Annotated in this window: 23 protein-coding genes and 2 pseudogenes; 22 read left to right on the forward strand and 3 right to left on the reverse strand. The window is 51.7% G+C overall.

Going from position 1 to position 26,438, the window contains the following annotated elements:
• Nucleotides 1–226: 226 nt before the first annotated feature.
• Genes PSCS_RS13195 through rsxB form a run of 3 tightly spaced genes read right to left on the reverse strand, consistent with a single transcriptional unit; the run spans nucleotide 227 to nucleotide 2,451 of the window.
• Nucleotides 227–1,105 carry a glycosyltransferase family 2 protein gene (locus PSCS_RS13195; RefSeq protein ID WP_068812559.1) on the reverse strand — a complete coding sequence of 293 codons (879 nt, stop codon included), beginning with the start codon at nucleotides 1,103–1,105 and terminating at the stop codon, nucleotides 227–229.
• Nucleotides 1,106–1,741, reverse strand: coding sequence for an endonuclease III (nth, locus tag PSCS_RS13200; RefSeq protein ID WP_068812560.1), 636 nt, complete (start codon nucleotides 1,739–1,741; stop codon nucleotides 1,106–1,108).
• A gap of 14 nt (nucleotides 1,742–1,755) precedes the next feature.
• A complete protein-coding gene (rsxB, locus tag PSCS_RS13205; protein ID WP_068812561.1) occupies nucleotides 1,756–2,451 on the reverse strand; it encodes an electron transport complex subunit RsxB in 696 nt (231 codons plus the stop codon).
• A 187-nt stretch (nucleotides 2,452–2,638) separates the two neighbouring features.
• Between rsxB and PSCS_RS13210 the strand changes: the two genes are divergently transcribed.
• The 22 genes and pseudogenes from PSCS_RS13210 (at nucleotide 2,639) to flhA (ending at nucleotide 26,418) form a co-directional block, all read left to right on the forward strand.
• Nucleotides 2,639–2,806, forward strand: a complete 168-nt coding sequence (locus PSCS_RS13210; RefSeq protein ID WP_068812765.1) for a rubredoxin — start codon at nucleotides 2,639–2,641, stop codon at nucleotides 2,804–2,806.
• 62 nt (nucleotides 2,807–2,868) lie between these two features.
• Nucleotides 2,869–4,941 carry a methionine--tRNA ligase gene (gene metG, locus PSCS_RS13215; RefSeq protein ID WP_397387457.1) on the forward strand — a complete coding sequence of 691 codons (2,073 nt, stop codon included), beginning with the start codon at nucleotides 2,869–2,871 and terminating at the stop codon, nucleotides 4,939–4,941.
• Nucleotides 4,942–5,002: 61 nt separating this feature from the next.
• A complete protein-coding gene (locus tag PSCS_RS13220) occupies nucleotides 5,003–6,535 on the forward strand; it encodes a S1C family serine protease (RefSeq protein ID WP_106387119.1) in 1,533 nt (510 codons plus the stop codon).
• 109 nt (nucleotides 6,536–6,644) lie between these two features.
• Entirely contained in the window at nucleotides 6,645–7,214 is a 570-nt protein-coding gene (dcd, locus tag PSCS_RS13225; RefSeq protein ID WP_068812564.1) for a dCTP deaminase, read from the forward strand.
• Between the two features lie 252 nt (nucleotides 7,215–7,466).
• Nucleotides 7,467–8,699, forward strand: a complete 1,233-nt coding sequence (locus PSCS_RS13230; RefSeq protein ID WP_068812565.1) for a sensor histidine kinase — start codon at nucleotides 7,467–7,469, stop codon at nucleotides 8,697–8,699.
• Nucleotides 8,696–10,078 carry a sigma-54-dependent transcriptional regulator gene (locus PSCS_RS13235; RefSeq protein ID WP_068812566.1) on the forward strand — a complete coding sequence of 461 codons (1,383 nt, stop codon included), beginning with the start codon at nucleotides 8,696–8,698 and terminating at the stop codon, nucleotides 10,076–10,078. The genes PSCS_RS13230 and PSCS_RS13235 overlap by 4 nt, the downstream gene beginning before the upstream one ends.
• Nucleotides 10,079–10,105: 27 nt before the next feature.
• Nucleotides 10,106–10,483, forward strand: a complete 378-nt coding sequence (gene fliE / locus PSCS_RS13240) for a flagellar hook-basal body complex protein FliE (protein ID WP_188619116.1) — start codon at nucleotides 10,106–10,108, stop codon at nucleotides 10,481–10,483.
• An 84-nt stretch (nucleotides 10,484–10,567) separates the two neighbouring features.
• A complete protein-coding gene (fliF, locus tag PSCS_RS13245; RefSeq protein WP_068812568.1) occupies nucleotides 10,568–12,256 on the forward strand; it encodes a flagellar basal-body MS-ring/collar protein FliF in 1,689 nt (562 codons plus the stop codon).
• Nucleotides 12,257–12,282: 26 nt separating this feature from the next.
• On the forward strand, nucleotides 12,283–13,290 hold the full coding sequence (gene fliG, locus PSCS_RS13250) for a flagellar motor switch protein FliG (protein ID WP_068812767.1): 1,008 nt from the start codon (nucleotides 12,283–12,285) through the stop codon (nucleotides 13,288–13,290).
• A 43-nt stretch (nucleotides 13,291–13,333) separates the two neighbouring features.
• The gene (locus PSCS_RS13255; protein WP_068812569.1) at nucleotides 13,334–14,341 is read left to right on the forward strand and encodes a flagellar assembly protein FliH; all 1,008 of its coding nucleotides are present in this window, start codon (nucleotides 13,334–13,336) and stop codon (nucleotides 14,339–14,341) included.
• On the forward strand, nucleotides 14,331–15,779 hold the full coding sequence (fliI, locus tag PSCS_RS13260; protein ID WP_082866619.1) for a flagellar protein export ATPase FliI: 1,449 nt from the start codon (nucleotides 14,331–14,333) through the stop codon (nucleotides 15,777–15,779). Before PSCS_RS13255 ends, fliI begins: the two co-directional genes overlap by 11 nt.
• A complete protein-coding gene (gene fliJ / locus PSCS_RS13265) occupies nucleotides 15,776–16,216 on the forward strand; it encodes a flagellar export protein FliJ (RefSeq protein WP_068812570.1) in 441 nt (146 codons plus the stop codon). The genes fliI and fliJ overlap by 4 nt, the downstream gene beginning before the upstream one ends.
• Before the next feature lie 119 nt (nucleotides 16,217–16,335).
• Nucleotides 16,336–18,432: a flagellar hook-length control protein FliK gene (locus tag PSCS_RS13270; RefSeq protein ID WP_068812571.1), complete on the forward strand. Its 2,097-nt coding sequence runs from the start codon at nucleotides 16,336–16,338 to the stop codon at nucleotides 18,430–18,432.
• A gap of 234 nt (nucleotides 18,433–18,666) precedes the next feature.
• A complete protein-coding gene (locus PSCS_RS13275; RefSeq protein ID WP_068812572.1) occupies nucleotides 18,667–19,134 on the forward strand; it encodes a flagellar basal body-associated FliL family protein in 468 nt (155 codons plus the stop codon).
• An 18-nt stretch (nucleotides 19,135–19,152) separates the two neighbouring features.
• Nucleotides 19,153–20,118, forward strand: a complete 966-nt coding sequence (fliM, locus tag PSCS_RS13280) for a flagellar motor switch protein FliM (RefSeq protein WP_068812573.1) — start codon at nucleotides 19,153–19,155, stop codon at nucleotides 20,116–20,118.
• 183 nt (nucleotides 20,119–20,301) lie between these two features.
• Nucleotides 20,302–20,559 (forward strand): annotated as a pseudogene (gene fliN, locus PSCS_RS13285) (flagellar motor switch protein FliN); the annotation flags it as partial.
• Between the two features lie 9 nt (nucleotides 20,560–20,568).
• Complete coding sequence (gene fliO, locus PSCS_RS13290; RefSeq protein ID WP_068812575.1) at nucleotides 20,569–20,994, forward strand: flagellar biosynthetic protein FliO; 426 nt, start codon at nucleotides 20,569–20,571, stop codon at nucleotides 20,992–20,994.
• A 167-nt stretch (nucleotides 20,995–21,161) separates the two neighbouring features.
• Nucleotides 21,162–21,833, forward strand: a pseudogene (gene fliP, locus PSCS_RS13295) (flagellar type III secretion system pore protein FliP); the annotation flags it as partial.
• Nucleotides 21,834–21,836: 3 nt separating this feature from the next.
• Nucleotides 21,837–22,106: a flagellar biosynthesis protein FliQ gene (gene fliQ / locus PSCS_RS13300; RefSeq protein ID WP_068812576.1), complete on the forward strand. Its 270-nt coding sequence runs from the start codon at nucleotides 21,837–21,839 to the stop codon at nucleotides 22,104–22,106.
• A 2-nt stretch (nucleotides 22,107–22,108) separates the two neighbouring features.
• Nucleotides 22,109–22,879 carry a flagellar biosynthetic protein FliR gene (gene fliR / locus PSCS_RS13305; RefSeq protein WP_068812577.1) on the forward strand — a complete coding sequence of 257 codons (771 nt, stop codon included), beginning with the start codon at nucleotides 22,109–22,111 and terminating at the stop codon, nucleotides 22,877–22,879.
• Between the two features lie 9 nt (nucleotides 22,880–22,888).
• On the forward strand, nucleotides 22,889–24,052 hold the full coding sequence (gene flhB, locus PSCS_RS13310; RefSeq protein ID WP_068812578.1) for a flagellar biosynthesis protein FlhB: 1,164 nt from the start codon (nucleotides 22,889–22,891) through the stop codon (nucleotides 24,050–24,052).
• 227 nt (nucleotides 24,053–24,279) lie between these two features.
• Nucleotides 24,280–26,418, forward strand: a complete 2,139-nt coding sequence (gene flhA / locus PSCS_RS13315; RefSeq protein WP_068812579.1) for a flagellar biosynthesis protein FlhA — start codon at nucleotides 24,280–24,282, stop codon at nucleotides 26,416–26,418.
• The last annotated feature ends 20 nt before the right edge of the window (nucleotides 26,419–26,438 follow it).

Here is a 26,438-nt window from a genome sequence, read left to right on the forward strand (position 1 = left end):
AGGCGAGTTTTCGGCTGCCGGGTGAAGGGCGTTAGGCAGTGGTCGGCTGAGGTATGTGGAGGGATGGTCTGCCCGCAGCCCGAATGAGCGAGCGGACTGTCTGAAGCCGTAAGGCTGAGTTTCCGCCCGCCGAGCGTCGGCCGATGTGCTGTGGTCGTCTGCCACCGGTTCTATGATGTCCTGACCGCTGCTCATCACCGAGTTTTCGGCTGCCGGGTGAAGGGCGTTAGGCAGTGGTCGGCTGAGGTATGTGAAGTGATGATCTGCCCGCCGAGTAACCAGAAGCCAGTAATTCAGAGATACCTAGCGGACTTTTCACCGTTCCATCCTTTTCCATCTGCTTGCGTAATGCCTTGTTAGCCGCCATCTTAGCCGGATCGCGATAGGACTTGGCATGATCGAGGTGCACCATGGCCGCATCAAAGCGGACATGGCGAGGCGTGATGCCGTGGTTCTGTAAACGCACGCCAAACTCCCGGTCCAGTCCACCGTAAGGCATGTTTTCATTGAAGCCATTCACTGCGATAGCATCCGTTTTCCAGCAGGATGCGTTGGAACCTTTGAAATTACACCTCACCGGTGTCAGACGATTCATCAAGGCGGCCTGTTTGGGGCCCAGCGAAATGCGGGATATTTTCCGGTTTTTTTTCAGGCCTTGCTGGTATAGCCAGTGTTTGTCGAAACAAAGTCCCTGTTCAATGTGCTGTCGCGTGATTGTCTGGCTGATATCCATTGGCAGGTTTAATGTACCACCGGAGAGATAGTAACCGGGCTCAGCCCGACGTAAATGAGTGGCTATGAAATCATTGCGGGGTATACAGTCGCCATCACTGAAAACCAGGTACTCACTTTGGCTCTCAACAATGGCCTTGTTGAGGATGCGACATTTCTGGAAACCGTCATCGGGTTGCCATACATGCTGTATCGGAACCGGGCTAAGTGTCGCCAACCCGGAGATTAGCTGTGCTGTCGGGTCGCCTGAGCCGTCATCGGCTATAATGATTTCAAAGTCCTGGCGTGTCTGCTGGAAATAACCCCAGAGTACTTTTTTCAGCCAGTCAGGTGAGTTGTAAGTCGTGATGATGACGCTGGCGGCGATGGGCATTTAATACTCCGTTTTTTCTTTATAATCGCACAGGTCGCTGATAGTGCAGGCGCCACAACGAGGTTTTCTCGCCACACAGACATAACGGCCGTGCAGAATCAGCCAGTGATGCGCATCAAGAAGAAATGGTTTGGGGACATGGCGCAGTAATTTCTTTTCCACCTCCAGCACCGTTTTGCCCGGGGCGATTCCTGTGCGGTTGGAGACACGGAAAATATGCGTATCCACTGCCATGGCGGGTTGCCGAAATGCTGTGTTGAGTACCACGTTTGCGGTTTTGCGACCAACCCCGGGGAGGGCTTCCAGCGCTTTGCGATTATCCGGTACCACGGAGTTGTGTTCTTCGACCAGGGCTCTGCAGGTTTTGATGACATTTTCCGCTTTGGTGTTAAACAGGCCTATCGTTTTTATGTATGCCTTCAGACCATCCACACCCAGGGCCAGAATGGCAGCAGGCGTATTGGCAACTTTAAACAGAGGGCGCGTTGCTTTGTTAACACCAACATCGGTTGCCTGTGCGGAAAGAATGACAGCAATCAATAGTTCAAAAGTTGAACTATATTCCAGTTCCGTTGTGGGACTAGGGTTGGCCGCTTGTAAACGTTCAAAGATCTGCTGGCGTTTTTCTGCATTCACTGTCGACGATCTCGCTATTTATCAGAAGATGATGACTGCCCGGCACGTTTGCGGGCAACAGCAGCCTGTATTTCCGCACGCAGTTCTGCAGGTGTTTTACGCGCTGGTGTTCGGGTAATGGTTTCACCTGCATCCATGGCAGCGATTTTATCCTGCAGTTTCATCAGGCGTCGTTGCTCAATTTCATCGGCATGACGGAGCTGGCGTCGAGTTCTGGCATCGTAGAGAGAGCGCCAGTAGTCTGACTGTGACTGGCTGGGACGGGAAAATGTCTGCTGAACGGGGAGCATGTCAATACAGTCAACCGGGCAGGGCTCGACACAGAGGTCACAGCCAGTACAGTCGCTGGCGATGACGGTATGCATTAACTTGGCCGCGCCGACGATGGCATCAACCGGACAGGCCTGAATGCACTTGGTGCAGCCAATACATTCGTCTTCACGGATGTAGGCAACGGTTTGTGGCAAATGCTCGCCCACTTCAGGGTTCAATGTTGCAGGACGCTGGCCGGTCAGCTGCGCCAGTGCCTGAATAACTTCAGGTCCGCCTGGTGGACAGCGATTGATTGCTTCACCTTCAGTAATGGCCTGTGCATAGGGCAAACATCCATCATAGCCGCATTTGGTGCATTGCGTTTGTGGCAATATGCCGTTGATGTGCTCAGTCAGGCTGTCTTTTGCTGTGTTGTTGTCCTGAGAATTCTCTAACATAGTTACAAAGGTGCACGCGTTGGATGAGTGGCCAGCAAGTCGCTACAGAGGCGGAATTTTAGCATAAGGCCATCTTTCTTACTTATCTTTGCAGCTGACTTATTCTTTGCAGGGCGCTAACTTTGCTGCCGACGGAGTGATCAAGTATCATTTGCGCCCTTGTCTGGTGGATCTCTGGAGTATTAGCGTGAAAAAGTGGCAGTGCATTGTCTGTGGCCTGATATATGATGAAGCGGAAGGCTGGCCGGATGATGGAATTGAGCCCGGTACAGTCTGGGAAGATGTCCCTGAAGACTGGATGTGCCCGGAATGTGGCGTCGGCAAAGAAGACTTTGAAATGGTCGAAATCGATTAAACACCGCTAACACCCTGCTGGTGTACGTTTGCTTAGTAAAGTTAATGAGAAAGGAACCCGTTGTGGAAAAACGCAGAATACTGGTAACCAGTGCCCTCCCTTATGCCAATGGCCCGATCCATATGGGGCATATGCTGGAAGCCGTGCAAACCGATATCTGGGTAAGATTTCAGAAGCTGCGCGGCCATGAATGCTATTACGTCTGCGCCGATGACGCGCACGGTACTGCGATTATGCTGCGTGCCGAGAGTGAGGGGATTACCTCTGAAGCGCTGGTTGACCGGGTTCGTGCCGAGCATATGGCATCGTATGACAAATTTGGCATTGGTTTTGATAACTACCACTCCACGCACTCCCCGGAGAACCGGGAGTACTCGTCACTGATTTATCGCCGTCTGCGAGACAACGGGCGGATTGCCACCCGCAGCATTGCTCAGTTGTTTGACCCGGAGAAAGGGCTGTTCCTGGCAGACCGGTTTGTTAAGGGGACTTGCCCTAAATGTCACGCAGATGATCAGTACGGAGACAATTGTGAAGCCTGCGGTGCGACCTATACACCAGCCGATCTGAAAAAACCGTATTCGACGTTGTCAGGTGCAACTCCTGTTGTAAAAGAGTCCGAGCACTATTTCTTCAAGCTGCCGGATTTTACGGAGTTTCTTAAAGAGTGGACCCGCAGCGGCACATTGCAGGACCAGGTGGCCAACAAATTGGCGGAATGGCTGGATGCCGGGTTGCAGGAATGGGACATCAGCCGTGATGCACCGTATTTCGGTTTCGAGATACCGGATGCGCCAGGCAAGTACTTCTACGTCTGGCTGGATGCCCCGATCGGGTACATGGCCAGTTTCCGGAATTTTTGTGACAACAATGCCGTGGCTTTTGATGAGTTCTGGGAAAAAGACCAGGGTACGGAGCTGTATCACTTCATTGGCAAGGATATTATCAATTTCCACGCGCTGTTCTGGCCAGCGATGCTGAAAGAGGCAGGTTACCGGACGCCGACGGCTGTGTTCGCTCATGGTTTTATGACGGTGAACGGCAAAAAGATGTCCAAGTCTCGTGGCACCTTTATTAATGCGGATACCTACCTGGATCATCTGGAACCGGAATATCTGCGTTATTACCTGGCCTCTCGCCTGGGTGGCGGGGTAGATGACCTGGATCTGAGTTTCAGTGAGTTTATCAGCAAGGTGAATTCAGACCTGGTCGGCAAGCTGGTTAATATTGCCAGCCGCTGTGCCGGATTTATCCATAAAGGCTTTGATGGTCAACTGGCTGCTGAGGTTTCGAACCCGGCCCTGCTGGCTGAATGCCAGGGTGCCGCAGATGAGATCGCGCAGTGTTATGAAACGCGTGAGTACCATCGGGTATGCCGTTTAGTGATGGGGCTGGCTGACAAGGCTAACCAGTATATCGCTGATCGTCAGCCCTGGGTGATGGCCAAACAGGATCCACAGGATCCGGCCGTTCAGGCGGTGTGCTCGACGGGCATCAATGTGTTTCGTTTATTGATGATATACCTGAAGCCGGTTTTACCTGACATGGCGGTGAAAGCAGAGGCTTTCCTCAACGCCGGTGAGCTGACCTGGCAGGATTCTGCACAGTTGCTTAACAGCCACCAGCTCAATACGTTCACGCCGTTAATGAAACGAGTAGAGCAGAAGCAGATCGATGCATTACTGGAACAGTCGCAAGCTGAAGCAGCTAATGCTGTTAGCAGCGAAAATGCGAAAACCGTAAACAAGGAGCCGGCCATGAAGACGCCGCTGACAGAAGAGCCGATTGCTGACGAAATAGAGTTCGCTGACTTTGTAAAAGTGGATCTGCGTGTGGCATTGATCGAGAGCGCCAGTTACGTAGAAGGTGCTGACAAATTACTGTGCCTGAAGTTGTACCTGGGCGAGGACGGAGAAGGCGAGCCGGTACGCCGTCAGGTGTTCTCGGGTATTCGTTCAGCTTACCAGCCAGAAGCACTTGAGGGACGGTTGACGGTGCTTGCTGCCAACCTGAAGGCGCGCAAAATGAAATTCGGTGTGTCAGAAGGCATGGTGCTGGCGGCAGGACCGGGTGGCAATGATATTTACCTGCTGACCCCTGATTCGGGAGCAAAACCGGGCATGCGGATACTGTAACGCAAACTTTGACTGATAGCTGGCGCACCGACAGAAGACAAATAATATTCGAGGAGACAGCATGACAGCACAGCCAGGAAGTAGCAGGAGGCACGGGCACCTGGCTGTGCTTTTGATGTTTTTTTGCACGGTTTCACTTATCAGTCAGACGGCCGTGGCGCAATTAACTGATGAACTGCGCGATGTGGAACGCTCCATTGTCAAAATTTACACCACCACGGCGGACCCGGACTATTTCACTCCCTGGCGATTGATGTCGCCGGGACAAAGCAGTGGCTCTGGTGCAGTCATTTCTGATCAGCGCATACTCACCAATGCCCATGTGGTTGCAAATGCCAGCTATATTCAGGTCCAGAAACATAATGACCCGCGCCGATTTCTGGCCGAGGTTGAGTTTGTCTCGCATGCCTCCGACCTGGCGCTGCTACGAGTCGATGATGGCAGTTTCTTTGATGACACCCCGGCATTAAAGATAGGCGAACTTCCCCAGGCCAACACAGAGGTTTTCGTTTTCGGGTTCCCGGTAGGGGGCAGGACACTTAGCATTACAAAAGGAATTCTGTCCCGGGTGGAACACCAGGTTTATGCGCATGCCGGCAATTATTTGTTAGCAGGTCAGATTGATGCTGCCATCAACCCGGGTAATAGCGGTGGCCCGGTCATTGTGGATGGGCAGATTGCCGGTGTTGTCATGCAGTCAGTCGCCAGTGGGCGGACTGAATCACTGGGTTATTTTGTGCCACCGGATATTATCGAGCATGTATTAACTGATGCGCAAAACGGTATTTATGACGGGTTCCCTGATCTGGGGTTCCGTACCCAGGACCTGGAAAGCCCCAGTGCGAAAACTGCTTACGGCCTTTCCGAAGAGCAAAGTGGTGTATTGATCATCAAGGTGTTTGACGGCTCGGCAGCAGATGGCGTGCTACAGGAAAATGATGTCATTCTGTCCATAGATGGTTATGACATTGCCGGGGATAGTTCGATTCGGGTTGATCAGGATCTGCAGACAGATTACAAGCATGCTATCGACATGAAGCAGATTGGTGAACAGGTTGAGATAACATACTCACGCATGGGCAGGGTTGAAACTGTTGAGCTGGCAGCTCAGGGTCAACAGGCCAATGATACTCTGGTTCGTCCAGAGGCGTTTGATGCCTTACCTGAATATTACATTTACGGTGGGATTCTATTTGTTCCCCTGAATATGAACCTGATTAAACGCTGGGGGCCGGACTGGAGCCGGACCGCACCGGTCAACCTTCTCCAGGCCCGCAGCCAGTGGAGCTCGCCAGAGAGGCGCGAAGCTGTCGTTGCGCTGCAGGTTCTGCCTGCGGATGTAAACCTGGGGTATCACGACGTGAGAAACTGGATTGTCGAAAGTGTTAATGGCACGGCAGTTCGTGATTTTTCCCATTTCACCGGTCTGCTGCGCTATCAGAATGACAACTACAGTGTATTCCGTAGCGAAAGGGGATATCAGATCGTCATCGATCACCAGCAGGCGCAGGAAAGTGAGCAGGCAATTCTCCAGCAATACCGCATACCCGCGCCATTTTCTGAAGACTTGTTTCCGGCTGACGAGTCATTTTAATGTCCGGTTTTGTGCAAGACTGGTCAACGGCACCGCAGTCAGCGTATGATCTGCCGGTTGCTGTTTTGCAGTTGCCAAAACTGGCCCGTATAACGATAGAGGATAGTCAATGAGTATCAAGTCAGATATCTGGATTCGCAGAATGGCGGAAGAACAAGGCATGATTGAGCCATTTGAGCCTGGTCAAGTTCGCTATCACGATGACCGTAAGGTGATCTCTTACGGTACTTCCAGCTATGGCTACGATGTCCGCTGTGCTTCGGAGTTCAAAATCTTTACCAATGTTCACACCACCAGTGTGGTTGATCCCAAAAATTTTGATGAAACCAGTTTTGTTTCAATCGATGAACCTTATTGTATTATCCCGCCCAATTCGTTCGCATTGGCCCGGACTATCGAATACTTTCGTATCCCTAAAGATGTACTGACAGTCTGCCTGGGTAAGTCTACGTACGCGCGCTGCGGTATCATCGTTAATGTCACACCGCTGGAGCCGGAATGGGAAGGTCACGTGACACTGGAATTTTCCAATACCACTCCGTTGCCTGCCAAGATCTATGCGCACGAAGGCGTTGCACAAATGTTGTTCTACCAGTCTGATGAGCAATGTGCTGTCACCTACAAACAGCGCGGCGGAAAGTATATGGGCCAGACCGGGGTAACGCCACCCAGAGCCTGACCCTGTATGCTAATGCTCTTGTTTTTGACACTCTGTTCGTCAACTCCGCCTCGGTACTGACAGAGTGTCAATTAAGAGTGTCAATGAATCGTCCAGAAACCTCCAGATGCGGTCAATTAATTGACCCATTGTCCGAAACGCTCCCTCCTGTAATACATAACTGTCTGTTTTTATTGAGTTGATTCTTGTGGCATAAATTTTGCCTATTCTCCGTAAGTTTAAATAACGTTAAACCTCGGGGAACAGGTAACAATGATGCAATTGCCGGAAGCGCGACAAACCAGGCAGGTGAGCCACACTTCCAAACTGAGCCAGGAAAGCCTGGCCTCCGCCTTTGAATTGTTTAATCAGGTTTCCGGTGAACTGATGGAAAGTTATCAGGCACTAGAGGACCGGGTTCGTTATCTGAATGCTGAGCTCGAGCGAGTCAATGCCCAACGTTTGCGTGAACTTGAAGATAAAGAGCGACTGGCAAGTCGGCTGCATAAATTATTACTTCTGCTGCCGGGTGGGGTCGTGGTGCTGAATGGGCAGGGACGTGTTGCTGTCTGTAATCCAGCCGCGACTGCGTTGTTGGAAGAGCCCCTGGAAGGGGAGCGCTGGTTTGATATTGTGCAGCAGCGTTTTGCGCCGCGCCAGGATGACGGTCACGAAGTGTCCCTGCGTAATGGCAAACGGGTGAGCCTTATCAGCCGCTCGCTGGAGGGAGAGCCCGGACAGATTATCCTGATCACGGACCAGACGGAAACGCGTGAGTTGCAACAACGCCTCAGTCGACATCAGCGATTGACTGAAATGGGGCGGATGATGTCTTCTCTTGCCCACCAGATTCGCACGCCATTAACCGCCGCCATGCTATATGCCGGTCACCTCAGCCAAAGTGAAGCCTGTCAGCAAGGCCGGCTGGCTCTGACCAGTGAAAAATTAATGTCCCGGCTGCAGAACATGGAGCGGCAGGTGAAAGACATGCTGGTATTTGCCAGAGGGGAGACATCGCTTGATGACCAGGTCTCTCTTGAGGCTTTATTACGACAGATTGTGGAATCAGCAGATGTCATGCTGGAGCGTGCCGGTATCAGCCTGGCATGCCAGATTACAGTAGCGGAAGGCACATTGCGCTGCAACAAAGAGGCCCTGTTGGGTGCCGCACTCAACCTGATCGAAAATGCATTACAGCATGGTGATGAGAACCTGAAATTAACACTTTGCTGTGATGATAGTTGCGAAACGGGTCATGTGAGACTGTTTGTTGAAGACAATGGTCCGGGTATTGATCCGGCCGTTATTGCCCAGGTCACTGAAGCTTTTTACACAACCCGCAGTCAGGGTACAGGGCTCGGCTTGTCTGTCGCTCAGGTTGTCGCTAAAGCACATCATGGCCGATTCTTTATTGAAAATTGTGATCAAAACGCGCAGAAAACCGGGTTGCGAGCCGGTTTTATCCTGCCTCTGGAAAGCATTATGGCAAGAGGAGAGTCGCAATGAGCGAAACGACCGTATTGGTAGCGGAGGATAATCCTGAACTCAGAGAGGCACTGGTCGATACACTGGAGCTTGGTGGGTATCAGGTCATCGCAACCGAGAGTGCAGAAGCGGCTCTTGATAAACTTCAGAGTGCACAGGTAGATCTGCTGCTCAGCGATATTAACATGGGCAAGATGGATGGCCATGAACTGCTTGGACAGGTGCGTTCACTTCACCCCTGGCTTCCCGTGATCCTCATTACTGCCTTCGGCAATGTCGGCAGCTCTGTGCGAGCCATGCGTGATGGTGCGGCAGATTATTTACTGAAGCCGTTTAAGCCTGAGGATCTGCTGGCTTCTGTTAGTCGTTATGCCCGTTGCCGGGCCAGTGACAGCTCTGAGCCTGTTGCTGTCGAAAGAGAAAGTCAGCAACTGCTTATGCTGGCGCGTAAGGTGGCGATGTCCGATGCCACCGTATTGATTTCCGGAGAGTCCGGCACGGGCAAAGAAGTGCTGGCGCAATACATTCACCGCCATTCCAACCGGCAAGGCAAGCCTTTTGTTGCCATTAACTGTGCAGCAATTCCGGAAAACATGCTGGAAGCTACTTTGTTCGGACACGAGAAAGGTGCATTTACCGGTGCCTACAACAGCAGTCCGGGGAAATTCGAGCAGGCCAATGGGGGCACTCTGTTACTCGATGAAGTCTCTGAGATGGATATTGGTTTGCAGGCTAAAATTTTGCGAGTGCTGCAAGAGCGGGAAGTGGAACGCCTCGGTGGTAGAAAAACGATGTCGCTGGATGTCCGTGTCATTGCCACCACTAACCGTGACCTGAAAGAAGCTGTTCGCCAGGGGCAATTCAGGGAAGATTTGTATTACCGTTTAAGCGTCTTTCCCCTGGCCTGGAAATCATTGCGGGAGCGCCCGGCTGACATTGTGCCGTTGGCCGAACGTTTATTGTCACGCCATTGCGAACGTATGGAGGAGACTGCGAACCTGGATGATTCAGCCAGGAATGCTCTGCGACAGTACCCGTGGCCGGGCAATGTTCGTGAGCTGGAAAATGTGCTGCAACGCGCCTTGATTATCCAGGAGGGTGGCGTGATTAATGCGTCAGCATTGTCGTTAACTACGTTTGAAAACTCCATTGGCGCGACTGCAAGCCTGCCGGAATATGAACAGGATTCAGAGCCCAGTTCTTCTGTCATCTCAGATGCTGACCTGGGCAACGACCTTAAGAAACGAGAGTACGAAATCATTCTCTCGACCCTGCGTAAACAGGGTGGTAAGCGAAAAGAGACTGCGGAAGCATTAGGGGTCAGTGCGCGCACGTTGCGCTATAAACTGGCAAGGATGCGGGATATGGGCATCAACATTGACAGTCTGGCCAGTGCATAAGGGGAGATGTAAATGAGTGTTAACGGTATAACAGATCGCGTTGATATCAATCAGGTGTTGATGCAAATGCGTGAAATTCGTGATCAGGTGAAACCTGGCACTGAGAACAACACTAATGTGCAGGGCGTTGGCAACATTGCTGACCAGGTTAAAAATACTGGCCAGGCTGAAGGAGCCCAGGAAGGTGGTTTTGCCGATATGCTCAAGGAAGCCGTCAATTCCGTAAATGATGCACAACAGAAATCGGCCGAATTGCAGGAAGCGTTTCAGATGGGCGACCCGGAAGTGGATATCACCCAGGTCATGATACAAATGCAGAAAGCCAGTGTTTCCTTTGAGGCAATGACTCAGGTTCGAAACCGCCTGGTCAGTGCCTATCAGGACATTATGAATATGCCAATCTAGCACTTGTTAACAGCTGCTGATGAAGTTGGCATCAGGATTGCAATACCGTTTCAACTAACGTCATGATTTTGACAGGACAGGCATATGGCTACTGATACTGCCACCGCAGATTCATCTCTACCCTCGGCAAAGCCGCAGACTCCCCTGTTGGCAGGTTTCAATCGTTTGAACCTGCTACGGCAAGCTGGCTTGTTGCTGGGATTGTCAGCCAGTATAGCGCTGGGTTTTGCTGTGGTGCTTTGGTCGCAGAAAGAACCGATGCAACCGTTGTACCCGAGTATGCAGGGTTATAACGTTAACGAATTGATTGAAGTGCTGGATAGTAATCAGCAGAGTTATGAACTGGATCCGGCGAGTGGGGTCGTATTGGTTCCTGCTGATAATGTTCATAACCTCCGTTTGCAAGTAGCTTCTGCTGGTATCACACGAGATGAAGGTTATGGGTTTGAGTACCTTAGCGAAGAGCCGAGCCTGGGCACCAGTCAGTTCCTGGAAACGACACGTTACCGTCGTAGCCTGGAAGGGGAGTTGCAGCGCACGATTTCCAGTCTCAGATACGTGCAGACAGCTCGAGTGCACCTGGCGACTCCTGAGCGCAGCGTATTTCTCCGTGATAACCGTCAGGCCACAGCTTCAGTTTTTTTGACACTTTCAACCGGACGTCGCCTGACTGATGTTCAAATACAGGCGATTGCGAATCTGGTGGCTTCCAGTGTTCCCGACATGACACCGGAAGGTGTGACGGTAGTGGACCAGAATGGTAACCTGTTAAGTAATCGCAGCCAGAATAATGAGCTGGGTCTGGCCAGTGAACAATTTGCCTATGTCCGTGAGTTTGAAGAAACACTGACCTCAAGAATCAACCGTATCCTGCATCCTTTACTGGGAGCGGGTCGTTTCACGGCTGAAGTGGCTGCCGATATTGATTTTACCCGCACCGAACAGGCTGAGGAGCGGTATGATCCGGAGAACACGGTACTGCGTAGTGAACAATCCCTGCGCGAAAGTCGCAACAGCGCTGAAGTGGTAGCAGGCATTCCCGGGGCATTGAGCAATCAGCCACCGCCTGCCGGGGTGGCTCCGGAGCAGGCCGTTGCCGGCGAAGCTAATAATGCAGCGCCTACAGCGAACACCCGCAACCAGTCGACACGAAACTTTGAAGTCGATCGCACCATCAGTTATACCAACTATGACCCGGTCAATGTTCGCCGGTTGTCGGTTGCAGTCGTTATTGATGAACCGACGGGCGAAGGTGTTCAGCCCTGGACAACGGAAGATATTGATCGCATTACAGCGCTGGTCAGGGATGCCGTTGGTTTTGATGCCAGCCGGGGGGACAGTGTTACTGTCATTAATAAACAGTTTGCACAAATACAGGTGCCTGAAGCTGATGCAGTGTCTTTCTGGCAGGCTCCCTGGTTTGTTCCGGCGCTAAAACAATTGGGAGCAGCCGGCCTGGTGTTGTTACTGGTGTTTGGCGTATTGATGCCAGCTATGCGGCGTCTTAGTGCCAGCAGCTCCAGCAGTAAATCACTGGCCGCGACTGGACAGTCTTCCTCCGGGCAGGAAGCTGGACACAGTCAGTCCGCCAATGTGTCTGCGGCGCAATCTGGCGAAGATGCCAAAGTCACATTGAGTGGTGGTGACGACTTGTTATTGACTGCACCGGGTGACAACTATGAACATCAACTTGGCGCCATCAAAGGCCTGGTTGCGCAGGATCCGGCCAGGGTCGCACAAGTGGTAAAAAACTGGATTAATAATGATAACTAACGTGTTTGTCTGTCGGGGGCAGCGAGATGGATAAAGCAGAGCGCACCATGAACAATCTCGACAAAGCAGCCATTTTGCTGATGAGTATGGGCGAAAAAGACGCAGCTGAAGTACTCAAGCAAATGGGGCCGAAGGAAGTCCAGCGGGTAGGGGCGGCCATGTCTCAGTTGAGTTCGGTGACACAGGATACCGTTTCTGGTGTGTTGACGCAGTTCATGAATGAGTGCGGTGCACAGAGCGGACTTGGTATCGGCGCTGAGGGTTATATTCGGAATATGCTGAATGAAGCCCTGGGCGAAGAGCGAGCCAGAGGTTTCCTCGACCGTATCCTGATGGGTGCGGGTACGGGTGGTATTAACAGTCTGAAATGGATGGATCCACGCTCTGTAGCGGATGTTATCCGTCTTGAGCATCCACAGATACAAGCTGTTGTGCTGAGCTACCTTGAGCCTGATCAGTCGGCCAGTATTCTGGCGAATTTTCCGGAAAAAGTCCGACTTGAAATCATGATGCGAATTGCAACACTGGAGAGTGTGCAACCGGAAGCATTGAAAGAATTGAACATGGTGCTTGAGAAACAGTTCTCAGGCAAGGGCTCCAATCCGTCAACAACGATTGGTGGCACCAAAACAGCGGCTGAGATCATGAATCACCTTGACGGCGCCCAGGAACAGGAACTGATGGGGGCCATTAAAGATGTTGATGAAGACCTGGGTACCCAGATTCAGGATCTGATGTTTGTCTTTGACAATCTCAGGGATGTCGATGATCGTGGTATTCAGTCACTATTGCGGGAAGTGTCTTCGGAAGTACTGATTCTGGCATTGAAAGGGGCCGATGACTTCCTGAAAGAGAAAATCTTCAATAACATGTCCAAGCGTGCTGCTGAGCTGCTCCGAGACGATCTGGAAGCGAAAGGTCCGGTGCGAATCGTAGAGGTGGAAGCAGCGCAGAAAGAAATTCTGGTGGTGGCGCGACGTATGGCCGACGCTGGCGAGATTCAGCTTGGTGGTGGCAGCGAGGCCATGATCTAGGGCTGCTCACAGGTCCTGGTACGTGTGCTGACGGAGTGAACCGATGTCTATGCAACGACACATATTTGATGGCGTAAATCGTGTCAGCCAGAAAAATCTGGAATCCCAGCCCGTTCTGGCCTGGGTGCCACCGACTATTGAGAAAGGTGGCAAACTGGTCCAGGCCGTCCCCCGTGAAACGTCCCAGTTCGAACAATTTGTCACTCAGTCATCGGGAGACGCTGCGCCGGATGCAACGGCCAGTGCTGACAAGCAATCCCAGGGTAATGTGTCACCCGAGCGCTATGATGCGGGTTATGAGCAAGGTCTGTTGCTGGGCCGTAAAGAAGGCCTGAGCAAGGGCATGGAAGAGGGCCAGAAAGCTGGCTACGAGGAAGGCTATCAACAGGGGCTGCAAGCGGGTCAGGCTGAGGGCCTGGCGCAGGGCGAACAGCAAAGCCAGGCACGTATTGACCAGGCTTTACAGGAACAGTTACAGACTTTAAATGCATTGATGACTCATCTCACTCATGCCCTTAATGAACAGGATTACCAGTTAGAGCAGGCGTTGCTGCAACTGGTAAAAACGGTTTCCAAAGAGGTTGTGGGAAGAGATTTAAGCCTGGATAGCAGCCATATCATGCAACTGATCAAGCAGGCGTTGGGAGCCCTTCCGGCAACCCGCGAGCATGTCCGGATTTATGTCAGTCAGCAGGATGTGGAACTGGTCATGAAAGCTGCCGAGCAAGGTGGTGAGAACTGGCGTGTTATTGCCAGTAATGCCATTGAACCGGGCGGTTGTCGTGTTGAAACGGATCACAGTCTGGTTGACTTCACTGTCGCCGAGCGCTTCCAGCAGGCGATCAGCCATGTTATTGACGGCCGTACTGCTGTTGCGGGCAAACAGTCTTCCATTTCAATCCCTGACGGAGAAAGCTGGGAAGCAGCACCTGAACCTGTGGTGAAGCCCATTTTATCGGTGAGCCGGGATTCAGAGGCAGACAAACCCGAGAAAATGTCTGAGCAAGCGGCTCGCCTTTCTGATGACTGGGCCGGTTCCGATGATGATTAACCGTCAATCCCTGTCCCAACGCCTGCGTAGTTATATCCCTCCTCATGAAATTCAGGTGACACCTTCGTTAGTGGGCCGCCTGACGCGTGTCGTCGGGTTGACTCTGGAGGCTGTCGGTTGTGATGTGACAATGGGTAGTCGGTGCCTGGTCAGTCACAGCCAGGGAGGACACGTTGAAGCTGAGGTGGTTGGCTTTGATGGTGCTAAAGTTTTTCTGATGCCACTGCAATCTGTGGATGGCCTTAAGCCTGGTGCTACCGTGGTTCCCGCCAATCACGATAAGGGGCTGTGGGTCGGAAGTGGTTTATTGGGCCGTGTCCTGAACGGTTTTGGTGAGCCCATCGACGGTAAAGGCCCGATTGATACGGATGCCTGTCATCAGGCAGGTGCCGATCGCGTTATCAATCCCCTCAAACGCAAACCCGTGAAAGAAACCCTCGATGTAGGGATTACGGCAATCAATGGATTGCTGACCGTGGGCAGAGGTCAGCGTATCGGACTGTTTGCCGGTAGTGGTGTGGGCAAAAGTGTGCTTCTGGGAATGATGACAAGGTTTACTGAAGCCGATGTCATTGTTGTCGGGCTGATTGGTGAAAGGGGCCGTGAGGTTAAAGAGTTTATTGATGAGATTCTGGGCGAGGAAGGCCTGAAGCGCTCGGTGGTGGTTGCCTCGCCAGCCGATGACTCTCCCTTGATGAGACTCAGAGCAGCAACAGTAACCAGTCAGATCGCCGAGTCTTTTCGTGATGAAGGCAAAGATGTACTTTTGCTGATGGATTCACTGACCCGCTATGCCATGGCGCAGCGTGAAATAGCACTGGCTATCGGTGAGCCACCAGCAACCAAAGGCTACCCGCCATCGGTGTTTGCCAAAATCCCGAAACTGGTTGAGCGAGCGGGCAACGCTGACCAGGGACAAGGCAGTATTACTGCTTTTTATACCGTGTTAACGGAGGGCGATGATCAACAGGACCCGATAGCGGATGCTTCGCGTGCCATTCTTGATGGCCATGTTGTTCTCTCACGCACACTGGCTGAACAGGGGCATTATCCTGCGATTGATGTAGAAGCCTCTATCAGCCGGGTCATGCCTGCCATTGTGACGCCGGAGCACCTGGCAACCGCCCAGTTCTTCAAACGGATTTACTCCCGGTACCAGCAGAATCGCGACCTGATTAGCGTGGGTGCCTATAGCATGGGTTCTGACCCGGATACTGATTTTGCCATAGAGCGTATGCCGCACTTGCTGCAGTTCCTGAAACAAGGGTTAACTGAGAAAGTCGTGCTGCCTGATGCGACGCTTCGCTTACAGCGTGCGATCAACCCCGCCAGCGATAATCCGCCGGCAGGCACAAACACCAGCTCCGGGCGCCCTGCCGGTCCTGCACAAACATTAGGTGGCAGAGACCGGGGTGCTAATACCACGGCTACGGTATGAACCGTGTAGCGCGCCTGAAGCCAGTGCTGAGAATCGCGGAGCTCGAGGTTGATAAAGCCGGGCAAATGGTCGCCAGTGCTTCTCAGCAACTCAAGACTGAGCAACAGAAATTGCAGCAACTGACATCCTACCAGCAAGAATATGGACAACGGATGATCACGGCAGGACAGGCAGGGATCACCGCTGACCAGCTACGAATGTATGATCGTTTCCGCGAACAGCTGGAGAATGCGTTAACCCATCAGCAAAGCCGGATTACGCAATGTGAGACGGTATTGGCAAATTGCAAAACACAATGGCAGGCGAAGGATATACGTTTTAAAAGCCTGGAGAAGCTTCTGGTTAAGCTGGAACGTGAAGCTGATGTGGCACTGCAGAAAAGTGAGCAAAAAAACCACGATGAGTTTGCTCGCCGCTCAGCGAAACGCCATTGGTGAATTGTTCTTGATAAAAATTTCAGTCTGGCAAAGAAATTGCATTGTTCATCTGCGGTGAGCATTTCAGCTTGTTGAAATGACCGCCCGGGAAAATAATCGATTGTTGCAGGAAGTCCTTTATGTCGGCTGAATCTTCTTCTTTATCGCTTGTACTTGCGTCCAGTCAAACCATGCGCGATGTTTCAGGCATTAGCCAATCCAGTCGTTCGCTGAACGATTCGGCCATGCCTCATTCAGAGTACCGTTCGGAGACAAGACAGTCATTCCGCGACCACATGAACGAAGTGGCCAAAGAAAAAGCCAGCTCCGAGAAGACTTCAGACGCACCCCCTGAAAAGTCTGCAAGCCCTCATAAACTAACTGCACAGGAACAAGCCTCAGCAGGTAAAGAGCCTTCAGCGAACCAAGAGCCTTCAGCTAGACAAGAGCCCTCAGCTAGACAAGAGCCCTCAGCTAGACAAGAGCCTTCCGCGAGAAAAGAACCCTCAGCTGATAAACAGCCCTCAGCCGGTGATGAGCCCCTGAGTCACAAAGCACCTACAACCGCAGCAGAGCCATCATCAGCAAGCAAGACGTCTATGGCTGAAAACGGTGAAGCCACTGATAAACCTGCGGCATCAGCGACAGGCAGAGACGTTCTTGAAAATGCAAACAATGCTGCAAGACAACCGGTTCAGACTGGGCTTGCTGTCGGTAAAACAAACCCGCCTGATGTGACTTTGATGAAAAAAGAACGCACTGCTGATCCCAATCCCAATGTGAATTCACCTGAAGACACAGGAGCGGGTAATAGCCAGGCATTACTGGATGCGACGACTGAATTGCCTCAGGGGCAATCACAAAGTCTCGATTTGCTCCTTGCCAATGGTGCAACGCTGAAGGACCTGCTATTAGCAAAGCAAAATGCTGGCGACAATAGTCAAATCTGGCAGTTAGCCGATGGAGAGCCAGCCACGTTGCCATCGACCTCAGCACTTACGGGAGCATCGGTACTGAAAGCTTCAGCGCTCGGTCAAGAAGGTGGTTTGAATTCTCGTATCGAGCTCTCGTCTACATCCAGTCAGTTATCAAGCCAGACGCTATCCATGCAACGCCCATCAACTGCACCCACCTCCCATTCAGCTCTTGATTTGCGTATGCAGGTCAGAGCGGCAGTGCTGGATCTGGTAAAGCAGGGTGGCAGCTCATTGCCGCAGACATTGCCGCCAAGTGACGAGAAATTGCCGCTCTCCAACCCGAGTTCTGTTGGCGCAGTTGCATTGAAGGGGGCGCTGAATACAACGGCTAAATCAGCCGGTGGAACCATTTCTGCAGAAAGTAATACCCAGCCCGGGCCGATGGCAACAAACTCAGCGACTGGCATTAACCGCGTCGAGACACCTCAAACTATAGCGGCGCTGGGATCGGGTTCGCTTGCATCTCATGGCCTTGGTGTGCAGGAGGGCGTCGCACAAATTCGGCAACCTGGCAATCCTGCTGATATGAACACTGCAGTGTTGCGTGAGCATTTGGCGTTGCAGACAACCGCGGTATCACCAGCCGTTCCCCCCACAGATACGGGCGGCGGTGTGTCGGTTCAGGAACTGGTTGATGGCTTGCTCAATGCTGATGCTGATGCTGATGCTAATGCAGGAGAGTCTCGTGCTGAGCGCTCCGTACTGGCCAATTCGGCAGGAAGCAGGGGGGCGCAAAGCGGACAGGGGCAGCCGGGGACAGGCGTTCCAGCGCCCGGCACGCCAGCCAGTCAGTTGACGAGCTCGCCAGCTGCCATGGCTGCTACTCAAGGCGGGGGGACTTTGGAGCAATCTATGATGCAGGCGCAGGTTGGTCAACAAATCATGTTGATGCACGAGCGTGGTATCAGTTCGGCCAGGATACGGCTGGATCCACCCGAGTTAGGTTCATTGATTATCAAGCTCGAGGTCCAGGATCGGTCAGCAGTTGTACATTTTTCTGCGCAACACCAGATGGTCAGAGACAGTCTTGAGCAGCAGCTCCCCAGGTTACAGGAGATGATGGATGATATGGGGCTTGAATTAAGCGATGCCTCTGTTGATTCTCAAGCAGGTGGCCGCGAAGAAACTGAACAGCATGATGAGTCCGGAGCTGCGAGACAGGGTGGTGATATCCAGGATTCGGATGATCACCTGAGCGATAAAGCAGAAGAAACGAGCGCGACAGCAGGTGTGCTGTCATTAGTCGATCAATATGTGTGAAGTGCTAAGTGTCAATTCCATGGCTACCTGAGCTGGTAGCTGGTGTCAGGCGGGCGTCACATTTTTGGCGATGTTGCTCGCGGAGATCAGTTTCAACATACAGGGTGCTGAAAAGTAAAGATAAAATACAGTATCCTATTTTGGCATAAGCCTTGCTTCCCTAGTTATAACAGTTACCATGCGTGTTTTTATCAACATGCATGCGTAGTTGAATTGAGCTAGAGGAAAACAGGTTTGAAGAAAATCATTCTAATTGTGGCGGTTATCGTTGTACTGGTGGCAGCAGGACTGGCTGCCTGGCTGCTTTTTTTGCGACCAGCACCAGAGGACGCAGCAGCAGAGACTGAAGAAGCGGTGGCCGAAGAGGCCGGCGTGCATAGTGGCCCAGTTCAATATCTGGAGCTGGCCCCATCTTTCGTCGTGAACTTCCCTCATCAGGGCCGTCAGCGCTATATGCAAGCCTCATTGTCCGTCATGTCACGCGACAGTGAGGCTATTGCCGCTGTCAGTCGCCACATGCCCTTAATACGTCATAACCTGATTAACCTTTTCAGTGCGCAGCTATTGCTGGTCTTTGAAGACCCCAGTGGCATTGAGCGCTTGCGCCAACTGGCAACGGCAGAAGTACAACAGGTGCTGATAAATGAAATCGGCCGTGAAGGCATCGAAGAAGTGCTGTTTACAGACTTCGTGATGCAGTAATAGCGAGAGAATACTGTCATGCAGGATCTGTTATCCCAGGATGAAATCGATGCGCTTTTACATGGTGTCGATGAAAGTGAACTTGAAAATGAGTTTGACGGTGACCCCGGTTCGGTTCGCCCCTATGACCTGACCAGCCAGGACAGGATTGTTCGGGGCCGCATGCCGACATTGGAAATGATCAATGAACGGTTTGCCCGTTATACACGAATCAGTATGTTCAACTTGTTAAGAAGAACCGCCGATGTCTCGCTGGGTGGTGTGCAGATCACTAAATTTGGTGAGTACCTTCATACACTTTACGTACCTACCAGTCTCAATCTGGTGAAGTTCAGACCGTTGCGTGGCACAGCTCTGATTGTGCTGGATGCCAAGCTGGTTTTTAAACTGGTTGACAACTACTTCGGTGGCGATGGGCGACATGCCAAGATCGAAGGCCGAGAGTTTACGCCCACAGAACTTCGCGTGGTGCAAATGGTACTGAACCAGATCTTTCTTGACCTGGGAGAAGCCTGGCGAAATGTTTACAAACTGGAGTTTGATCACCTTCGCTCAGAAGTCAATCCTTCCATGGCCAACATTGTCAGCCCGAGCGAAGTGGTGGTTGTCAGCAGTTTCCATGTCGAACTTGATGGTGGTGGTGGGGATATTCACATTACTCAGCCGTATGCCATGATCGAACCCATCAGGGAGTTGCTTGATGCAGGTATGCAAAGTGATGTTGATGAGCATGATGAACGCTGGGGGAATGCGTTGCAGAACCAGATCAAGTTTGCCACCGTTGATTTCAGTTGCGATTTGTTTGAGCGGGAAATTTCTTTGCGTGATGTCGTTGACCTGGAACCAGGCGATGTCATTCCGGTGGAAATGCCGGAGAAGGTTGTCCTGAAGGCTAATGGTGTGCCTTTGTTTGATACCAAAGTGGGTATGTCCAATGGCAATCTGGCGCTACGTGTCGATGGCATCCATCGTGAATTTGAATGAGTCATTTATTGACAGATACGGCTATATATACGCGATATCTATGACAACAGGCGGGAGTTTATCATGAGCGAAGAGCAGGATATTTCAGATCAGTGGGCGGAAGCCATGGAAGAAGAAAATCAGCAAAACCAGGATGACAGTGGACAAGAAGTCAGCCAGGAAAGAACACAGGCCGATGGCTCTCCTGATCTGGATGTCATTCTGGATATCCCGGTGCGAATTTCCATGGAAGTTGGCAGTACCGCGATCACTATCCGTAACCTGTTACAACTCAACCAGGGCTCCGTGATTGAACTGGATCGCCTTGCTGGTGAGCCACTGGATGTACTGGTAAATGGCACCCTGATCGCTCATGGTGAGGTGGTTGTCGTGAACGATAAATTTGGTATTCGCATGACCGACGTCATCAGTCCTTCCGAGCGTATTAAAAAACTGAGATAAGTACTGTTAATGTCAAATGTCCCCTTATACATCAGCGCCATGTTATTAATTGGTCAGGCATCCGCGCAGGAAATCTCTGGCAGTGCTGCTTCGTCACAGTCGCCGGGTGTCAGTTCGTTTCTCCAGATGGGAATGGGGCTGTTTGTTATTGTTGGCCTGATACTGTTTCTGGCCTGGGTATACCGTCGTGTTCAACCTGGCGCGGCAGGTCAGGTGAATGCCATGAACGTACTGGCGGCCATACCGCTAGGCCATCGTGAGAGACTGGTTATGGTTAAAGTCATTGACCGTGTACTGATTCTTGGTGTGACACCACAACAGATCAACAAGTTGCATGAAATGTCTCTGGAGGATGTTGAGGCTGTCATATCAACTGATGCCGGTAACGGACGTTTTGCAGAGGTTCTCAGACAGTTTACTGGTCGGCAGTCATGATGGCGAAGTGTGATATGAAATGGGTTGCTTCGTTGGTTTTGGCAGTTGTCATGACGCTGCTGGCATCGGTGTCGGTAGCACAGCAACAGGATGCGGCCGCCCAGCAAGCGGCTGCCAGCGAAGAAAACGAGTCTTTACTGGCAGGTACATTGTCCCAGCTACAGGGTGTACCGGCCTTGACAGTCTCTGCCACAGAAGATGGCGGACAGCAGTACTCGGTGACATTGCAGATTCTGTTTATCATGACCGCGCTCACACTGCTGCCAGCGCTGGCCATGATGATGACTTCCTTCACGCGTATCATTGTCGTGTTCGCTATTCTCCGGCAGGCACTGGGGTTGCAACAAACGCCATCGAATCAGATTCTGCTGGGTCTGGCATTGTTTTTATCAGTGTTTATCATGTCGCCTGTTTTTCAGCGTGTGAATGAAGAGGCATTGCAACCCTACCTGGCAGAGTCGATATCTGCGGATCAGGCGCTGGCCGCTGCCGAAACTCCTTTTCGCGAGTTCATGACAGCCCAGACCCGGGAATCTGACCTGGCACTATTTCTTGACCTGGCGCAAATTGAGAACCTCAACAGTGTTGATGAAGTGCCGATGACGGTGCTGATTCCGGCTTTTGTCACGAGTGAGCTGAAAACGGCATTTCAGATTGGTTTTCTGCTATTTATCCCGTTTCTGGTTATCGATCTGGTGGTCGCCAGTGTTCTGATGGCAATGGGTATGATGATGCTGTCGCCGATTATTATCTCTCTGCCATTTAAAATTATGCTGTTTGTACTGGTTGATGGCTGGGCCATGGTGATCGGTACGCTGGCGGCGAGTTTCGGAGGGTAGACAATGACACCTGATATGGCAGTACAAGTCTGGCGTGATGCCATGTGGCTGATTGTGTTGCTGGTTACCGTGATTGTGACTCCCAGCCTGGTTGTCGGTCTGATTATCAGCACCTTTCAGGCAGCAACCCAGATTAATGAGCAGACATTGAGCTTTCTGCCTCGTTTGCTGACGACGTTGATCATGATCATTATTACCGGCCCCTGGTTATTGCGGCGTATCCTTGAACATTTCGAGCAGTTGGTGACAAGTATCCCCGTGTTGTTGGGTTAGCAATGAACCTGTTAGCGGATGAGATATTTATCTGGGTCAGCCAGTGGATGCTACCCTTTATCAGGGTAGGCAGCTTTATGATGATGGCACCGGTATTCGGTTCTGATTTCGTACCGATTCGGGTCAGGTTAATATTGGCACTGGCTATCAGTTTATTCGTAGCTCCGCTATTACCACCCGCTCCACCGATGGATGCACTCTCTGCCAGCATGATTGTTATTGTGCTGCAACAGGTTCTGATTGGCATTTTGATGGGCTTTTTCCTGCAGATGGTATTTCAGGTTTTCGTGTTGCTGGGTCAGATGATTGCCATGCAAATGGGGTTGGGTTTTGCCTCAATGATGGATCCGGCCAACGGCGTCAATGTCCCCATTCTCAGTACGTTCTATCTTATGTTTGTTACGTTGCTGTTTCTCACCCTTGATGGGCACCTGATAATGATTGATGTCCTGGTTCAGAGTTTTACCCGCTACCCGGTCAGTGATCCCTGGTTTGACGGAAGTCTGATCCTGGAAGTGATCAGTACCATGTCCTGGTTATTCGCGAGTGCCATGGGTATGGCGTTGCCCGCCGTGACAGCACTGCTGATGAGTAACCTGGCATTTGGCATTATGACGCGTGCTGCCCCGCAAATGAATGTCTTCGCGCTGGGGTTCCCGGTGGCGCTGATGTTTGGCTTATTTTTAATCTGGTTGATGTTTACGCTGACCGCTGAGTTTGCAGAAGGGCTGTTTCTGGAAGCATTCATGCGTATGAGATCTGTATTCAATTAAGGCAATAGCATGGCAGAAGATCAGGATTCGTCCGCTGACAAGTCACAGGAACCCACCCCCCGGCGCATAGAAAAGGCGCGGGAAGAGGGGGATATCGTCCGTTCCCGTGAGCTGAATACGATGGCTATCCTGATTGCCGGTAGTGCCGCGATCTGGATGTTCGGCAATTACATGGTTGGCGCCATGTCGGGAATAGCAAGACAGACCTTTGATCTGGACCGACACCAGGTTTTTGACACAGCGTATCTTTTTCAGATGTTGCAGACTTCTGTCATGGGCGGGATGAAATTACTGCTACCCGTGTTTGCTGTCCTATTGGTAGCCGCCTTGGTAGCTCCTATTGGTCTGGGTGGCTGGAATTTCAGTACCAAAGCACTGGCACCTAAAGCCAGTCGGCTTAGCCCGTTGTCAGGTCTGAAGCGTATGTTTGGTGCCAAGTCATTAATGGAACTCTTTAAGGCGATCGCAAAAGTGCTGGTTGTCGCCTCGATGGCGTTGCTGATCTTTTATTTAACCATGGACAGGTTGATGGCTATCGCCGGGCTTGATGTGACGGCTGCGATGTCTCAGTCAGTTCAGATTCTCATGATGGCTATTCTGGTCATGTCAGCAGCGACTGTGATCATCGCAGTGGTCGATATTCCTTTTCAGATTCACAGTTACCGTGAAAAACTCAAGATGACCCATCAGCAGGTCAAAGACGAAATGAAAGACACGGAAGGGCGTCCTGAAGTTAAGCAGCGCGTTCGTCAACTCCAGTATCAGATGACACAGAACCGGATGATGTCCGAGTTACCCCAGGCTGATGTGGTTGTGACAAACCCGCAACACTATGCAGTGGCATTGCGGTATGACCGTGAAGGCCAGGGTGGGGCGCCGGTATTGATTGCCAAGGGTGTCGATATGATGGCAATGAAAATTCGTGAAGTTGCTAACAAGCATGAAATACCGGTAGTCGAGTCTCCCATGCTGGCTCGTGCTATTTATTACCATACCCAACTTAAGCAGGAAATTCCCGAAGGCCTTTTCAAGGCTGTTGCCCAGGTGCTTGCTTATGTCTTCCAGCTCAAGGCTTTCCGTCGCGGTAATGCGCGACGTCCATATCTGCCGAAGCAATTGCCGATTCCTGAAGAATTGCAACATCAGGGACGCTACCAGGAAACGACTGAATAAAATTGCCGTCGAAACCCTTTTTGTGCACGACTTTTGCAAGTACTTGGTTGAGGTTATTGGCACGCATCGATGTGATTATTCTATCTAGCTGAATTAAAAGAATATTTGTTTTTGAGTGTCAATTTTACCAACCGGCCAGACGCAGTAAGTGTCAATTATTTGAAAGTATTTGCAAGTAGCGACTGAACAATGACAGTGAGCAGCACAATAAATACAGGAACCCGGGCGTGAGTGCAGGTAACTCATTAAATCGTCAGGAAGTACTGGCAGGGGCTCGTAACCTCGCTCAGGGCAATCTCGGTATCCCGGTATTATTGCTGGTAATCCTGGCAATGATGACGCTGCCACTACCGCCGTTCCTGCTGGATGTACTGTTTACTTTTAACATCACTATCGCACTGGTGGTGTTGTGTGTGGCTGTCTATGCCATGCGACCCCTCGACTTTGCAGTGTTCCCAACGATTTTGCTGGTTTCAACCTTGCTCCGGCTGGCCCTGAATGTGGCTTCTACTCGGGTGGTACTGTTGAGTGGCCATGAAGGCGGGGCGGCAGCTGGCCGGGTGATCGAGTCTTTTGGTGAGGTTGTGATTGGCGGTAACTATGCCGTGGGCCTGATTGTCTTTCTGATTCTTATCATCATCAACTTTGTGGTGGTCACCAAAGGTGCCGGACGTATTGCCGAGGTGAGCGCACGATTCACCCTGGATGCGATGCCAGGTAAACAGATGGCAGTGGATGCCGATCTGAATGCTGGTTTGATAGACCAGGAACAGGCGCGCACGCGACGACTGGATATCACCCAGGAAGCTGATTTTTACGGGGCGATGGACGGTGCCAGTAAATTTGTCAAAGGTGATGCCATTGCCGGCATTCTTATTCTGGTCATTAACATTGCCGGTGGCTTGGCAATTGGCATGCTGCAGCATGGGCTGGATTTTTCGACGGCTGCTGAGCGCTATGCTTTGCTGACCATTGGTGATGGCCTGGTCGCCCAGATTCCGGCACTTGTGCTGTCTACCTCTGCCGCCATCATGGTCACTCGCAACAACAGTTCAGAAATGATGGGCACCCAGGTGCTGGGACAGATGTTTGCCACGCCGCGCTCACTGGGTGTGGCAGCGGGCATATTGTTTGTTATGGGTATCGTGCCCGGGATGCCGCATTTTGCATTTCTGGCGCTTGCCTTTGCTGCAGCCAGTGGTGCCGGGGCAATTTACTGGCAGCAACGAAAGAAGCTGGAAGCCCCAGCTGAAGAGGCTGCCGAAAATGACAATAAAGCGCCTGCCGATGCAGAAGGTCAGGAAGCTGCAGAACTGGGTTGGAATGATGTCAGCCCGGTCGATATTGTTGGGCTGGAAGTCGGCTATCGATTGATACCACTGGTGGATAAATCACAGGGCGGCCCGCTGCTTGCCAGAATCAAAGGGGTCAGGAAGAAGTTATCGCAGGAGTTGGGATTTCTTGTTCCCTCGGTTCATATCAGAGACAACCTGGACCTTCAGCCCAACGCCTATCGAATCAATTTGATGGGTGTCAACATCGGTGGTGCTGAGATATACCCTGAACGTGAAATGGCCATTAATCCAGGTCAGGTATATGGCAAAGCCCAGGGTATTGAAGCAAAAGACCCGGCCTTCGGCCTGGATGCAGTGTGGATAGAGCCAGAACAGCGGGAACAGGTACAGACCCTGGGTTATACGGTGGTTGATGCCAGCACAGTGGTAGCAACACATATGAACTCGGTGTTACAGCAGCATGCTCATGAATTGCTGGGCCATGATGAGGTTCACGAACTGCTGAACATGTTGAGCAAATCCTCAGAAAAACTGGCCGAAGAGTTACCTTCCCTGATTAATCTCAATCAACTGCGGCGCGTGTTGCAGAACCTGCTTCAGGAAGGCATTCCCGTCAAAGATATGCGCACTATCGGTGAGTCGCTGGCAGTGGCTGCCGGACGCACCTCTGACCCTGTGGCATTGACCTCGGCGGTCCGGGTTGCCTTGTCGCGTGTGATTGTTCAGGGAATATTTGGTGATAACACGCAAATGCCGGTGATGACACTGGAATCATCCCTGGAACAAATATTGCTTAAAGCAGTGCAGCAGTCTGCTCAGCAAAACGACGGCATGATCGATGACAGCGTGGTTATTGAGCCAGGCATTGCTGAAAAGTTACAGCAATCTCTTGTTCAGGCAGCACAGCGGCAGGAACTTGCCGGAAATCCGGCAGTGTTGCTGGTTAGTGCCGCATTACGGCCGCTGCTGAGCCGTTTTGTGAGATATACCGTTTCGGGCGTCAAGGTTTTGTCATTCCAGGAAATCCCGGACAACAAACAGATTACGATCGTGGCGACTATTGGCCAGTGAATAGTGGCTGACTGAAAGAT

Source organism: Pseudohongiella nitratireducens (assembly GCF_001642735.1).
GTDB lineage: Bacteria > Pseudomonadota > Gammaproteobacteria > Pseudomonadales > Pseudohongiellaceae > Pseudohongiella > Pseudohongiella nitratireducens.

Bases quoted from the DNA above. Each gene is read 5' to 3' on its own strand.
- PSCS_RS13195 (WP_068812559.1), bottom strand. From the start codon at position 1,105: ATGCCCATCGCCGCCAGCGTCATCATCACGACTTACAACTCACCTGAC.
- rsxB (WP_068812561.1), bottom strand. From the start codon at position 2,451: ATGTTAGAGAATTCTCAGGACAACAACACAGCAAAAGACAGCCTGACT.
- PSCS_RS13220 (WP_106387119.1), top strand. From the start codon at position 5,003: ATGACAGCACAGCCAGGAAGTAGCAGGAGGCACGGGCACCTGGCTGTG.
- dcd (WP_068812564.1), top strand. From the start codon at position 6,645: ATGAGTATCAAGTCAGATATCTGGATTCGCAGAATGGCGGAAGAACAA.
- PSCS_RS13230 (WP_068812565.1), top strand. From the start codon at position 7,467: ATGATGCAATTGCCGGAAGCGCGACAAACCAGGCAGGTGAGCCACACT.
- PSCS_RS13235 (WP_068812566.1), top strand. From the start codon at position 8,696: ATGAGCGAAACGACCGTATTGGTAGCGGAGGATAATCCTGAACTCAGA.
- fliF (WP_068812568.1), top strand. From the start codon at position 10,568: ATGGCTACTGATACTGCCACCGCAGATTCATCTCTACCCTCGGCAAAG.
- fliG (WP_068812767.1), top strand. From the start codon at position 12,283: ATGGATAAAGCAGAGCGCACCATGAACAATCTCGACAAAGCAGCCATT.
- PSCS_RS13255 (WP_068812569.1), top strand. From the start codon at position 13,334: ATGTCTATGCAACGACACATATTTGATGGCGTAAATCGTGTCAGCCAG.
- fliI (WP_082866619.1), top strand. From the start codon at position 14,331: ATGATGATTAACCGTCAATCCCTGTCCCAACGCCTGCGTAGTTATATC.
- fliJ (WP_068812570.1), top strand. From the start codon at position 15,776: ATGAACCGTGTAGCGCGCCTGAAGCCAGTGCTGAGAATCGCGGAGCTC.
- PSCS_RS13270 (WP_068812571.1), top strand. From the start codon at position 16,336: ATGTCGGCTGAATCTTCTTCTTTATCGCTTGTACTTGCGTCCAGTCAA.
- fliM (WP_068812573.1), top strand. From the start codon at position 19,153: ATGCAGGATCTGTTATCCCAGGATGAAATCGATGCGCTTTTACATGGT.
- fliO (WP_068812575.1), top strand. From the start codon at position 20,569: ATGTCAAATGTCCCCTTATACATCAGCGCCATGTTATTAATTGGTCAG.
- fliQ (WP_068812576.1), top strand. From the start codon at position 21,837: ATGACACCTGATATGGCAGTACAAGTCTGGCGTGATGCCATGTGGCTG.
- fliR (WP_068812577.1), top strand. From the start codon at position 22,109: ATGAACCTGTTAGCGGATGAGATATTTATCTGGGTCAGCCAGTGGATG.
- flhB (WP_068812578.1), top strand. From the start codon at position 22,889: ATGGCAGAAGATCAGGATTCGTCCGCTGACAAGTCACAGGAACCCACC.